At 50.4% G+C, this 13,401-nt stretch carries 13 protein-coding genes; 8 read left to right on the forward strand and 5 right to left on the reverse strand.

Annotated elements, in window-relative coordinates; translation table 11 throughout:
* Positions 1-66 precede the first annotated feature (66 nt).
* Positions 67-786, forward strand: coding sequence for a substrate-binding periplasmic protein (locus ABWW03_RS02415; RefSeq protein ID WP_353406149.1), 720 nt, complete (start codon positions 67-69; stop codon positions 784-786).
* A 50-nt stretch (positions 787-836) separates the two neighbouring features.
* Here ABWW03_RS02415 and ABWW03_RS02420 read toward each other — a convergent pair whose 3' ends face one another.
* On the reverse strand, positions 837-2,453 hold the full coding sequence (locus ABWW03_RS02420) for a methyl-accepting chemotaxis protein (RefSeq protein ID WP_353406150.1): 1,617 nt from the start codon (positions 2,451-2,453) through the stop codon (positions 837-839).
* A 137-nt stretch (positions 2,454-2,590) separates the two neighbouring features.
* Positions 2,591-3,856, reverse strand: coding sequence for a cystathionine gamma-synthase family protein (locus ABWW03_RS02425; protein WP_353406151.1), 1,266 nt, complete (start codon positions 3,854-3,856; stop codon positions 2,591-2,593).
* A gap of 134 nt (positions 3,857-3,990) precedes the next feature.
* On the opposite strand from ABWW03_RS02425, the gene ABWW03_RS02430 reads away from it, so the two are divergent.
* The 3 genes from ABWW03_RS02430 to ABWW03_RS02440 all read left to right on the forward strand — a co-directional run bounded on the left by ABWW03_RS02430 (position 3,991) and on the right by ABWW03_RS02440 (position 6,712).
* Entirely contained in the window at positions 3,991-4,443 is a 453-nt protein-coding gene (locus ABWW03_RS02430) for an Lrp/AsnC family transcriptional regulator (protein WP_353406152.1), read from the forward strand.
* 177 nt (positions 4,444-4,620) lie between these two features.
* Positions 4,621-6,288, forward strand: coding sequence for a class I adenylate-forming enzyme family protein (locus ABWW03_RS02435; RefSeq protein ID WP_353406153.1), 1,668 nt, complete (start codon positions 4,621-4,623; stop codon positions 6,286-6,288).
* Between the two features lie 55 nt (positions 6,289-6,343).
* The gene (locus ABWW03_RS02440) at positions 6,344-6,712 is read left to right on the forward strand and encodes a hypothetical protein (protein ID WP_353406154.1); all 369 of its coding nucleotides are present in this window, start codon (positions 6,344-6,346) and stop codon (positions 6,710-6,712) included.
* A gap of 129 nt (positions 6,713-6,841) precedes the next feature.
* Here the strand turns inward: ABWW03_RS02440 and ABWW03_RS02445 are convergent, their stop codons facing one another.
* From ABWW03_RS02445 to ABWW03_RS02455, 3 genes are all read right to left on the reverse strand, one after another.
* Positions 6,842-7,951: a ferritin-like domain-containing protein gene (locus ABWW03_RS02445; RefSeq protein WP_353406155.1), complete on the reverse strand. Its 1,110-nt coding sequence runs from the start codon at positions 7,949-7,951 to the stop codon at positions 6,842-6,844.
* A gap of 195 nt (positions 7,952-8,146) precedes the next feature.
* Positions 8,147-10,318: a PQQ-dependent dehydrogenase, methanol/ethanol family gene (locus tag ABWW03_RS02450; RefSeq protein WP_353406156.1), complete on the reverse strand. Its 2,172-nt coding sequence runs from the start codon at positions 10,316-10,318 to the stop codon at positions 8,147-8,149.
* A gap of 170 nt (positions 10,319-10,488) precedes the next feature.
* The gene (locus tag ABWW03_RS02455) at positions 10,489-10,743 is read right to left on the reverse strand and encodes a GlsB/YeaQ/YmgE family stress response membrane protein (RefSeq protein WP_353406157.1); all 255 of its coding nucleotides are present in this window, start codon (positions 10,741-10,743) and stop codon (positions 10,489-10,491) included.
* A gap of 333 nt (positions 10,744-11,076) precedes the next feature.
* Here ABWW03_RS02455 and ABWW03_RS02460 point away from each other — a divergent pair, with 333 nt between their 5' ends.
* Genes ABWW03_RS02460 through ABWW03_RS02475 form a run of 4 tightly spaced genes read left to right on the forward strand, consistent with a single transcriptional unit; the run spans position 11,077 to position 13,396 of the window.
* Complete coding sequence (locus tag ABWW03_RS02460) at positions 11,077-11,811, forward strand: DUF1538 domain-containing protein (RefSeq protein ID WP_353406159.1); 735 nt, start codon at positions 11,077-11,079, stop codon at positions 11,809-11,811.
* On the forward strand, positions 11,811-12,617 hold the full coding sequence (locus tag ABWW03_RS02465; protein WP_353406161.1) for a DUF1538 domain-containing protein: 807 nt from the start codon (positions 11,811-11,813) through the stop codon (positions 12,615-12,617). The genes ABWW03_RS02460 and ABWW03_RS02465 overlap by 1 nt, the downstream gene beginning before the upstream one ends.
* 9 nt (positions 12,618-12,626) lie before the next feature.
* Positions 12,627-12,977, forward strand: coding sequence for a P-II family nitrogen regulator (locus ABWW03_RS02470; protein ID WP_353406162.1), 351 nt, complete (start codon positions 12,627-12,629; stop codon positions 12,975-12,977).
* Positions 12,977-13,396 (forward strand): CBS domain-containing protein, encoded by a 420-nt coding sequence (locus ABWW03_RS02475; protein ID WP_353406163.1) that lies wholly within the window; start codon positions 12,977-12,979, stop codon positions 13,394-13,396. The genes ABWW03_RS02470 and ABWW03_RS02475 overlap by 1 nt, the downstream gene beginning before the upstream one ends.
* Positions 13,397-13,401: the final 5 nt, after the last annotated feature.

Genomic DNA, 13,401 nt, shown 5'->3' on the forward strand with positions numbered 1-13,401 from the left:
GGTCAATAATGAATTTTTCGCCAACGGAAAGGCCTGGCCATGTGGATTCGGTGCTTATGCCTATTTTTGATATCAAGTCATGCTGGTGCAACAAACCATTATAAAATAGGCACTCAAAACTTCGATTATTCCCCCCAATACAACTTTATTAGCCGGAAAGACAAAGGCTATGCCTGGGCCGTACTGGAAGCGTTTGCCAGACAGGAAAATCTTCACTTTGAATATGTTCCTTTACCCCTCAGGCGTTTGCAGGATGAACTAAGACGGGGCAGTATCGATTTTATCTACCCAGGCAATGCCCGCTGGCTGGAAGGCGAGAACCCGCATCCGTCAGACAAAACCTTCAGCCGAGCTTTAACCATGGCCACCTACGGCACCATGGTACAACGTCGACGCAACGGTGTGGGTGCAGAAAACTTTCGCTCCGTAGCATTCCCGAAAGGCTTTTCACCCACCAAATGGCGAGCACTGTTAAAAAAGAAACAATTGCAACTTGTGGAAACCAGCACTCCTGAATTAGCCTTAAAAATGGTACTTCGAGACCGAGCCGATGGCGCCGACATCGAATACAATGTCACCCAATTTATTTTGAATAAACTGGGTCACCCAGGAAAGTTGGTGATGGACGACACTCTCCCCATCACGGTTGTTGGTTTTAGAGTATCGACTATTCAACATCGGGAGATGATTGAACGACTGAATGCTTTTCTTATTGACAATCAATCGTTAATCGACAGCTTGAAGAAAAAATACGGCATAGAATCAGACAATAATCAGCACTGGTGAGGACGGAAAACGGCGGAGGCATGTGCCTCCACCGAAAGGAGCAAATCGTTTTACTTACTCAAGTTAAACTGCTGAAGCAATTTATTCAGGCCGTAGGCTAATTCGAGCAGGCTCTCACTGATTTGCTTGCCACGCACAGCGTCTTCGCTCGACTGTTCGGCTACCTGAGCAATGCTGACCACATTTTGATTGATTTCATCGGCGGCCTGATTCTGCTGTTCTGTCGCTGATGCGATTTGAATGTTCAATCCGTCGAGTACTTGAATTTGCTCTGTGATACTGCCCAACAAATTCGCTACCGCTTCAACATCATCGGCTTTCTCATTTGCCTGCTGTCGGACATCGTGCATCGATTGCACCGCTGATTTGGCGTCGTTTTGCAGAGCTTCGATGGTACCCTGAATTTGATCGATGGATTCTCGTGTGCGAGTAGCCAATTGACGTACTTCGTCGGCCACCACGGCAAAGCCTCTCCCCTGTGGTCCCGCACGAGCCGCTTCAATTGCGGCATTTAACGCCAGTAGATTGGTTTGCTCGGCGATACCGGTAATCACATCCAATACACCACCCACTTCCTGGGTTTTCTCACCCAACTCTTCGATTTTGGATGCGTTGCTTTCCACGGTGTCGCGCAGCAGGAAGATACCTTGACGGGTTTTCTTAACCAGTGTCAGGCTTTCACTGGCACGGTTATTGGCCGCTTCGGATTTTTCCGCCGCATCACGAGTATTACTGCGTACGGCATGCGCCGAGGCATCCAGTTCATTAATCGCCGAAGCCACAGAATCCGTACCTCGTTTTTGGCTGAGCACGGCTTCTTTGGTGAGCGAAGAAATTTTATCCAGACTGGTCGCAGAATCCACCAAGCGATCACTGGCTTCAGACACCGCCAGAAAACTGCCCTTAAATTTTCGCATCATCGCATTCAGTGCCTTACTGACCGCCCCCAGTTCGTCATCGTGATGCACGGTGATTTCCCGACTCAGATCCATATCGTCTTCTACCCGCTGAATCGTTCCTTTCAATCGGCTCAAACGGCGCAACACCAGGCGGTGAAAAGTCAGACTCAGCATCGCGAAACAGATAATGATCAGCAGCAGTTGCGCACCCGCCCCCAACATCACCGAACGACGAATTTCGCCATCGACACGACCCAGATCGTAACTGATTTTTACAGCGCCCAGGACGTCACCTTGTTTTGCCTGATGACAACCCAAACAATTAGTGCCCCGATAATTCTCCTCAGCTGTGACCGGCATGATGTATTCCAACACATGCTGCTCACCTTTGTCGTTCATGCGAAACCCGGCAACACCTTGCAACGCCTTGCGTTCAAAATCGTCGCTAGCACGCTGATCTGCAAAGCCGTCGCCGTACAATTCGCGAGTTTTATCACCACGTATGATACGCGCCTCAACGATATCGTTTTCTTGCAGTAATTTATCTTGGATGATTTTGCGATTTGCCATACTGCCTGTCAGCATCATGGCATTGACCGAATCAAAATAATTGCTGGCCAGGGTTTGCATATTATCTTTGACCAAGCCTTCCGCCAGGGAACGCTCATCGTAATAAAACACAACAATATTGGCCGTCAGTAACAGGGCGGCAATAAGACCCAGAGCCCAGTAAATTTTGCTGGCCAGGGAGAGAGAATCAGCTTGCATGGCGCACTCTACGTTAATTCAAATACGTAGGGTGTTATCGGCGTGTTATTCCAAATAATTAGACATATTTTATAGGGATATTCATCCCGGCCACGCACGAGCCGGGATGAACGGTAAGGCGAATCAAGGGGCGGCGCTTACCCCAGCGCCTGCTCAAGATCAGCGATGATGTCTTCTGGATTCTCCAGGCCAACCGAAATACGAATCAGATTGTCGCCAATACCGATCTCGGCGCGACGTTCCGCTGGCACACAGGAATGGGTCATCGACGCGGGGTGCTGAATCAGGGTTTCGGTGCCCCCCAGACTCACCGCCAACATGGCAATCTGCATGTTATCCAATACGGCAAATGCCTCTTTTTCTCCGCCTTTGATGGCAAACGAAAACGTGGAGCTGCAACCACTGCACTGGCGTTTAAAAATATCCGCCTGAGGATCCCCTTCTGCCAGAAAAGCCGGATACAGCACCGCTTCCACTCTGGGGTGAGTGCGCAAGTATTCAGCGACCTTCAGGGCGTGGTTCGACGACGCCTGCATCCGTACCTTGAGGGTTTCCAGAGAGCGCATGATCAACCAGGCCGTATTCGGGTCCATGGTGGTGCCCATAATGTTGCGGAAACCGCGAATCTTACCGATGACCTCCTGGCGGCCAGAGCAAGCGCCACCAACCACATCGGAATGACCCCCAATGTACTTAGTTAAGGAATAGAGACAAACGTCAGCACCGTGATCGAGAGGCTTCTGGAAGATCGGGCCATACATGGTGTTATCCACGACGAAAACCGGTTGTTCTTCCTGATCAACCGCTGCGATCAAGTCGGCACAGGCTCGGATATCAATGATCTGATTCGTGGGGTTGTCGGGGGTTTCTACAAACACCACTGACACAGGCCCTAGCGATTTTGCCTGCGCCAAAGCCTTTGCCAGACCTTCCGCGCCGTCGCTGGAACAAAAGCCAATACCGCTCACCTGGTACTGGGAGAGAATGCTGCTCAACAGTGCATCAGTACCACCGTAAACGGGTTCTGAGTAGACCACCACATCACCAGGCTTCGACAGCGCCAACAGACTGGTGGAAATCGCGGCCATACCACTCGCCGTCACCAGGCAGTCTTCGGCCTCATCCCAAAGGGCAATACGCCCTTCCAGAATTTCCAGAACCGGATTATTAAACCGTGTATAGATCAGACCCGGCTCCTCACCCGGCGGCAATGGCTCGCGGCCGGACGCATAGTTGAAGAAGTCCTTACCATGCTGGGCAGAATCAAAGACAAAAGTAGAGGTTTGAAACTGGGGGCACTTCACCGCCCCCTCAGACAGGCTGGGCTTGTAGCCGTAGTGCATCATCTGGGTTTCCGGGGCCAGCTGTTTAGCGCCCAAATGGCGGGCTTTGCAGTCATTCATCTCACGCGCTCTCTTATGATGTTATTGACTGAAGTATGTCAAAGCCGGCGCGCAATTAACTTGTGATTTTTGCCACTTTGAATCATCATCTTGGCAGAATATTGCCAATCAAATAGAAAATGAGACAGAACCCAATGGATACCATTGACCGGCATATTTTGCGTGAACTGCAGCGAAATGCCCGAATAACCAATGAAGAACTGGCTGAAAAAGTGAATCTTTCCCCCTCTCCCTGCCTGCGCCGAGTGCGTAAGTTGGAGGCCAATGGCTTAATCGAGGGGTACAGCGCGAAAGTGAATCAGGAAGCGTGCGGCCTCGCCATGAACGTCTTCGTCAGCGTGCGTCTGGAAAAACCCGAAGAACACATTATTAAGCGCTTTGAAGAGGCCGTGACCACTCTGGATGAGATTGTTGAATGCTATCTGATCGCAGGCAATCGCGATTATTTGCTGCGCGTGGTCGCCGCCGACCTCAAAGATTATGAACGCTTTATTCGAGAGCGCTTCTCCAAGGTACCCGGCATTGATTCCATTGAATCCAGTTTCGCCTTTGGCCATGTAAAACAACAGGCCGGCTTACCCCTGTAGAAAGGCCTTAAAGAGGGTTCATGAACAGGCTCGACAATAGGCCCACTAAAGAGATCCGCAAATAAATCCGTACAAGCTCTGGACAAACGATGGTCCGCTCGGATTATAATTAAGGTCTTATAACGCAAGTTACATTACGCAAATAATAATACGCGCCCCAGGCCAAGGAGCCGAGTGATGATTACCACCCCACAGCCACTGCGCCAGCTGTATCGGAAGCAAGGCTTTTTCGCTGAGCGAAAACTGCACGATGTACTCTATCAGACCGCAACACAAAAACCCGACGCAACCGCCCTGGTCGATCCCTTAAATCGCTCGGATCTCTGTGGTCAACAAGCCCAGTCGCTCTCCTATCAAACCTTGCACCGTTTGATCGAGCAGTACAGCTATGGGCTAATGCGCGCAGGATTAAAAAAGGACGATATTGTTTTTGTGCAACTGCCGAATATCGTCGAGCTCGTCATTCTCTATATGGCCTGCTCTCGCCTCGGCGCTATCATCAGCCCGGTTCCTATGCAGTACCAGAAACATGAGCTGGCGGACATTCTACCCATCCTGCAACCCAAAATAGTGGTCAGTCTGAATACCTTCAAAGGCAAAGATCACAGCGGGCCCATGTGGCAGGCCGTTGAACATTGTCGACAACAACTGGATAAAAAACCCGACCATTATACTATTGGTGCCGGCCAAGCCCTGCATGGTCAGGCATTTGAAAACCTGCTGCAGGACGAAATCAATGAATCGCTCTGGCAAAGTTATCTGGATGAACACCCCGTTGATGCCGATGATATTGTAACCATTTGCTGGACCTCAGGTACCGAAGGAAAACCCAAAGGCATTCCCCGCTCCCACAATCATTGGTTGACGATTGGTCTGGCGACCTACGAGGGCAACAAGCTGAAAGACGGCGAAGCGTTGTTAAACCCTTTCCCATTCATCAATATGGCGTCCATCGGCGGCTTAATGATGAGCTGGCTCTACAGTGCCGGGAAAATGGTCTTACACCATCCCATGGATTTAGCGGTATTTGTTCGCCAGCTGATCGAAGAGGACATTACTTACACATTGGCGCCTCCTCCACTGCTGAACAATATTATCAAGCACCCAGAAATGTTACCGCCCAATACCCTGGCCAAAGTTCATACGATCGGTTCAGGTTCTGCACCCTTGGACGCCTGGATGGTGGAAGGTTTCAAAACACAATACGATATTGAAATCGTCAACCATTTTGGGTCCAACGAAGGCGTCAGCATGGTGTGTGGTCCGGATGATACCCAGCAGCCCGATCAACGCGCCCGCTTATTTCCCATCCGCAATAAATTGTTGGAGACGCGACTGGCGAATCCGGAGAACGACGACATCATCGATCGTCCCGGCGTGAGTGGAGAATTACAAATCAAAGGACCGGCCGTATTTGATGGGTATTTCAAATCGCCGCAAAAAACCCAGCAGGCATTTACCGCCGACGGCTATTTCAAAACCGGCGATCTGTTCGAAATTGCCGATGCGCAGTTCTATCGTTTTGTCGGCCGTTGCAAAGATCTGATTATTCGCGGCGGCGTCAACATCGCCCCGGCTGAGTTGGATAATCTTCTGGGCGCGCACCCCGCCATCGAAGAAGCCGCGGCGGCGGGTTATGCCTGCGACACCATGGGGGAACGTGTGGCGGCTTTTGTTGTGCTGAAAGAGGGGCAAAACCTGACCCTCGCCGAACTTTGCGAGTATCTCAAAGAGCAACAGATTGCGATGTACAAGCTGCCTGAAAAGCTCATCCTGCTCGAAGCCATCCCCCGCAATCCATTGGGTAAAGCACTACGCTATAAGCTGTCAGAAATGGTATCCTAGGCAGCATTGGGGCTCGACTGGCCGAGCCGTGATTTGACACAGCTAAAGGATTCTTATGAAAATTCTGGTTCGCACGCTTTCTGTGCTTATTGTTTTAACCTGTGCCTTTATTTGGGTGAAGACGTTGATCTCCCCCGTTGAAATGGCTCAACAACTCGGCCTGCAGGGCGTCGGCAATTTGGGACTGGCCTCTATTCGCGGTGATATGGGCGGTATTTTCTTTATCACCATGGTGCTCACCAGCCTTGGCTTGATCAATAAAGGCAATCACTGGTTTGCTGCTGCCGCGACCGTTATGTTAGGTGTGGCTATTGGTCGCATCACCGGTTTAGTTGTCGACGGTTATACTGAAGCGGCGATTATGCCTTTGGCGGTGGAATTTGTGTTAATTGCAATTTTATTTGCGGCGTATAAGAAAGCCTGATTAACGGCCATTCACAGAGCAAAATATCCATTCAAAAAAACCGTAAAAAAGGGCGTGCAACAGATTGCACGCCCTTTTTTATTCACATTTTCAGTTTTGGCTGCCCACTCCAAACAGGCGATAATGCGATCAGTTTAATTGATCCAGTGGACGACTCATTTCAGCCCAATCAATATCGCCGTCATCAATCATGTTTTCATATTCCAGTACCCCCAGCTCGTCGAATTTGGGGCGAATATTCTCGGTCAATAAACCAATGCGGCGAAGATTCGGGATCACACGTTGAAATAAGTGATTTCGAAAATTGGTATTGCCTTCTCCGGCCAGAAATACCTGGCGCGCTTCTTCCACATCCCAGCCATAGTATTCAAACACATCCGTTGGAATTAAACGTTCTCGGGATACCACGCAGGCCTCATAAGCAAACTGCGCCCGCTCTTCTCGCTCTTCTTCGCTTAAAGATTTTACGAATTCTTCCAGATAGTGAATGCCAAAGGCTACATGGCGAGCCTCATCACGAATGACGTAATTTAGGATGTCCTTCAGCAAACCGCCTTCTGGTAAGCGATCGTGCATGGAAGTAAAAGCCGCCAGAGCCAGACCTTCGATTACCACCTGCATACCAATAAATTTCAAATCCCAACGTTCATCGGTCAGAATTTTGTCCAGGATTCCTTTAAGGGCATAATTCACCGGGTACATCACCCCCAGCTTTTCCTGAATAAATTTATTGAACACCTCAACGTGTCTGGCTTCGTCAAAAGTTTGTGAACCGGCGTAGAGTTTTGCATTAAAGGTTGGCGCACAACTCACTAATTGAGACGCCACCAATAAGGCGCCCTGCTCCCCGTGTAAGAACTGTGCCAGACGCCAGGCATCACAATGATCCAGAAACTCTTTCTTCTTTGCGTCGGACAATTGCTCAAACGGCGCAAAACCGGCAAAGCCACCTACTTTGGCGCGCACCTCGTCAGGCAATAAAGTGACAGGTTTGCTCCAGTCCAGATCGCTCTCGACATTCCAATTCAGTTTTTTTCCGAGCTCGTACAACTGCTTGATGCGCCCATCCTGAAGCTTGTAATCCCAGTTGTAACTGCCGGTGAGCGGGGTCTGAAAAATTTCTGCCACGTCATCCACATCCTGCTCCGTCAGAGGAATATCATCGTCGACAGCGATAGCAGCGGCTCGACTGTAAAAGTGAACACTGCGCGGGGTTTCATCCACAAATTTTGCAGGCATTTCGAACTCCTTAATCATTATTATTGCGAGGCATTATTTTGAGAGAGCACTGAACAAATTCAGTGTAGCCGCAGCCTGCAGAAAAAGCCGGACATATTTTGCGGGAATAATGACAAAGGTCGGGATTTGTGACGGCAGTTTCGACAAATGAACAAACAGGCGAACCTCATGTCCGCCTGTTTTCGCGTCCCCTATTTAAAATACCCGCTCATCACCGTGACTATCGATAGCACGTTGAATAAGGTAGTGATGAATATCCTGCACCTCTTCCACACTCAGGTGATCGTTGAACGCCGCCATGCCTTTGTCTTTCAACATACCGCCATACACTATGCCCATAAAAGCCTGGTGACTGGCTTCACTCATGTGACGCAGATCGGGAATCACACCACCACTGACCGCGTGCAAACCATGACAGAATTGACAGTACTCATCATACAAGGCACCGCCATTGGCAATTTGCGCTGCGGTACCCGTTTGAGCAGGCGGTTTCGGTGCTTCTTTCACCAACTTGGCTTGTTCAGGCAGACGGCTATCGGCGCCCAATTTGTACACCAGCACCCGGTTTGGACCAGGGCCTTCATCCTTTCCAAACACCGTGCCCCCCGTCAGACTGAACATACCACCCCAGCCGGCCATGACTGCAATATACTGTTCGCCATCGACTTCGTAAGTAATCGGAGGCGCCACAACACCAGTTTGGGTGTAGGCTTCCCAAAGCTGCTTGCCATCACTGGCACGGTAAGCCATTAACTTACCCTGAGGCACACCGTGAAAAACCAAATCACCGGCGGTGGTTAACATGCCGCCCACTCCGGGAGTGGGGTACACCACTTCCCATGCAGGTTTCTGCTTTGCCGGATCCCAGGCTATCAGTTTTCCGCTGGTCAATTTTTTGTTCATCAAAATGGTGTCGTTGTCTTCCGCGGGCGGCTTAATCCAGTTCATGCCCAGATTCCAAATGCGTTCTTTGTCCAGCTCTTTTCGGCCGTTATAAAAGTGCGGCATTTCAATCGCGGGAATGTACACCAAGCCGGTCTCGGGATTGAATGCCATTGGATGCCAGTTGTGGCCACCATACGGCGCAGGCCAAACCATTTGTGTGCGCTCGGTAAATTCTGTCACGCTTTTGTCTTCAACCGGCCGGCCGGTTTCCTGATCCACATGGGTTGCCCAGGTGACTTGCACATAAGGCTTGGCTGACAGGAATTCGCCTGTGCGTCGGTCGAGCATGTAGAAGAAACCGTTTTTCGGCGCTTGCATAATGGTCTTACGCATCACGCCGTCGATTTGAATATCCGCCAGGATCATATGTTGAGTAGCGGTGTAGTCGAAGTTGTCCGCTGGAGTGGTTTGATAATGCCAAACGTACTCCCCAGTTTCCGGACGCACTGCGACGATCGAAGATAGGAATAAGTTATCGCCACCCTCCGGGCTGCGAATATTGCGATTCCAGGGCGAGCCATTACCCACCCCCACATAAAGCAGATTTAAGTCCGGGTCGTAGGCCATGGAATCCCAAGCCGTGCCACCGCCGCCGAGTTTCCACCACTCCCCCGTCCAGGTTTTCGCTGCCATTTCCATAGCCTGGCTTTCGAATCCTTTTTCCGGATTACCGGGAACCGTATAGAAACGCCATTGCTGCGCCCCCGTTTCGGTGTCGTAAGCGGTGATATAACCCCGCACCCCCATCTCAGCGCCGCCATTACCGATAATCACTTTGTCTTTCACAATACGAGGCGCACCGGTGATAGAGTAAGGCGCACCGTCGACGGTTTTCACATCCCATACCACTTTACCGTCCGCTGCGTCCAAGGCCACCAGGTGGCCATTGATGGTCCCGACGTAGACTTTTCCTTTCCAGACCGCCACCCCGCGATTTGCCGGGGAACAACAAAGATAGCGATTATATTCCTTGGGAATTTCAGGATCGTAATGCCATAAGAGCTTGCCCGTTTTAGCGTCAAGCGCATACACCGCGCTCCAGGCCGTACTGGTATACATCACCCCGTCAACCACAATCGGACTCGCTTCCAAACCCTGTTGATGCTCAACATCGAATGACCAGGCCAAACCTAAATCATTTACATTATCCTGACGGATTTGCGTCAGGGGGCTGTAACGTTGCTCGCCATAGGTTCGACCATGAGCCATCCAGTTACCGGGCTCACCATCCGCCGCCAGCAATCGTTCGGCATCAATATTGGCTACACCAGGTTTAGCGTCGGACTCAACAGCCAGCGCGGCTTGCGCCTCATCTGGCGTTGTCTCCAGCGCTGTTGAAGGCTCATCGTTACTACAGGATATTAAGGCAAGGGACAGCAATACCGCCGAAACCCGCCACAGGGAAAGATGGGAGAATGTCACCAGGCACTCCAAATGTTATTGTTGGTTTGCGCTGAGTATCAGTCACTGCTGATATGAAAGGTAGATAAGAATTTGACAATCCGCGACAAACGAATCGAAGCAGAGACAGAAAGGCAAAAAATGACCTGGAGAATGGGGCCAGCCAAAGGACGCTGACCCCGAACAGAAGCTTACTTCTTGAGAATAAGCTTGTTGTAGGCAAACAGCAGAATAAATGCGCCAACTGTTGCCGTAATAATGGTCACGATGTTGAAACCAGAAACCGAGCCGATGCCCAACAGGGAACCCAGATAGCCGCCAAGAAAAGCGCCACCAATACCCAGTAGGATGGTCAGAATCCAACCCATTTTGTCTTCACCCGGCATCAGCCAGCGTGCCAAAGCACCTGCAACCAAACCCAGGATAATCCAAGCAATCCAACCCATAATTATTCCCCTTTCGCTTTGTATCATCGTAAGCACTGACTGTCGCCGTGCCGATTAGTTGATGAGGCAACACCATAAGACCCTAGCCCCATTGCGTAGGCTTACTATCGTGTAATTTGGCTGAACCCATACTTAATAGCCAGCTCATCCTCAACACAATCATTCTGCAATAAAAACACCCCACAATGATTAGGGTTACTGAATCTGTAAAAATATTTGCCAAGTACTTGATCTGAAAGGGGTAAATGGCGTTTTTGCCTTTACCCTGTCAGACCCCACTTCTATCATGGTTTTATCCATCAATAAGGGCTTGCTAACGCTAAAGGAATCTTCGTGCTGAGAACCCTGAAACAACTTGGACGCTCCATGATCGGCAGTTTGCGAGACCTGCTGCCCATCGTGGCGGTGATTCTTTTCTTCCAGTTTTTTGTCCTGCAGCAACCCCTGCCCAATGTCGGCCAACTGATGATGGGCGTGGTCTTCGTGGTTCTGGGTTTAACTTTTTTTATTCACGGGCTCGAGCAGGGGTTGTTTCCAATTGGCGAATCCATGGCCCATGCCTTCGCTCGCAAAGGCAGCCTGTTCTGGCTGATGGTGTTTGCCTTTTCACTGGGTTTTGGCACAACCGTGGCCGAACCCGCCTTGATTGCTGTTGCCGCCGAAGCCGCCGAGGTAGCGGCCACTGGGCAGATGATCGAAAACAGCTCACTGGCCAAGACCGAATACGCCAATGGCTTGCGCTACACCGTAGCCTTTTCAGTAGGACTGGCCATTGTGATTGGCGTGTTGCGCATTCTCAAAGGCTGGCCAATTCAATGGATCATTATTGGCGGTTATCTCATCGTGGTTATCATGACAATGTTTGCCCCTCGTGAAATCATCGGTATCGCCTATGACTCTGGTGGTGTCACCACATCGACCATTACGGTGCCCTTGGTGACGGCGCTCGGCGTTGGCCTGGCCTCATCCATCAAAGGACGCAATCCGATGATCGATGGCTTTGGGTTAATTGCCTTTGCCTCACTCACTCCAATGATTTTTGTTATGGCCTACGGGATGCTGATCTAATGGAAATATTGCAACAGATATGGGAAGTCACCCTGGGGACCGTCAGCGATGTGCTGCCCATTGCCGCCATTATTTTTGGCTTTCAGTTCGCCGTCATTCGCAAGAAGCCCGCCAATCTTGGCCAGATTTTATTTGGTTTCGTATGGGTTCTGCTTGGCCTGTCATTGTTCTTATTAGGCTTGGAATGGTGCCTGTTTCCACTGGGCCGATTGATGGCAGAGCAATTAACCGACCCCAATTTTATTCACGCCGGAAAAACCGTTGCCGATATTGCCGGCCAGATCAATTGGCGTGACTACTACTGGGTGTATCTGTTTGCCTTTCTCATTGGATTCAGTACCACCATTGCTGAACCCTCATTGATTGCTGTTGCCATCAAAGCCAATGAAGTGTCCGGTGGCGCGATCGGTATTTGGGGCCTGCGGCTCGCGGTGGCGCTTGGCGTTGCTATGGGTATTTCTCTTGGCTGTTACCGTATTGTGGTCGGAGACCCCATCCACTGGTACATCATCAGTGGCTATATTGTGGTTGTGATCCAAACCAGTTTTGCCCCCAAAATGATTGTTCCCCTGGCCTATGATTCCGGTGGTGTGACCACATCAACGGTTACCGTACCTCTGGTTGCCGCACTGGGTCTGGGCTTGTCGGAAACAGTGCCCGGGCGCAATCCATTAATTGATGGTTTTGGTTTAATTGCTTTTGCCAGTCTGTTTCCCATGATGTCAGTCATGGCATATGCCCAAATCAGCGAGTATCGTGCTCGCGCTAAATCCGCCGATACCGAGTCGGCTGAGTCCTCAACTTAGGAGCTCACTATGCACTTCAAAATGATTGTCGTTTTTGTAGAAGACGATAAAACCGATGACGTTATGGACGCAGCTCGTCAAGCTGGCGCGACCGGCGCCACCGTGATTAATAATGCGCGCGGTGAAGGTTTAAAACAGAGTAAAACTTTTTTGGGTTTATCCTTGAGCAGCCAACGTGACGTAATTTTGTTTTTGGTTGAAGAACACCTCAGCCGGCACATTCTGGAAGAAATTAATCGGGTGGGAGAGTTCGATGCGGCACCAGGAACCGGTATCGCGTTTCAAATCGACGTTGAAGACGCCGTTGGCGTCGCACACCAAGTGGAAAAACTCACCTCGGATGTAGAGGAGCTGCTGTAATGGAAAAAACCATGATAGAAAAGAAAGTCATACAAGCCCGACAGGTGATGCACAGCAATCACATGGAGATCGATGGCAAGGCCACCGTCAAAGAAGCCATCGCCCTCATGCGCGCTCACCAGAGTGATGTACTCATTGTTCAAAAGCGCGATAACAATGATGCCTTAGGTATTGTCCTGCTCTCGGATGTGGTTAAAAAAGTACTCGCCAAAGACAAAGCTCCTGAACGCGTAAACGTGTACGAAATCATGTCCAAGCCGGTCATTCCTGTTGAGGCCGATCTGGACGTTCGCTATGTCGCCCGCATGTTTGATCGCTTTGGCATTTCCAATGCACCGGTGCTTGATCAGGGAAAAGTTGTTGGCGTGGTCAGTTACAATGAGCTGGTCTTTAACGGTTTATGTGAACTGCTGGATTAATCGAC

It is taken from the genome of Pseudoteredinibacter isoporae (assembly GCF_040372805.1).
Taxonomy (GTDB): Bacteria; Pseudomonadota; Gammaproteobacteria; order Pseudomonadales; family Cellvibrionaceae; genus Pseudoteredinibacter; species Pseudoteredinibacter isoporae_A.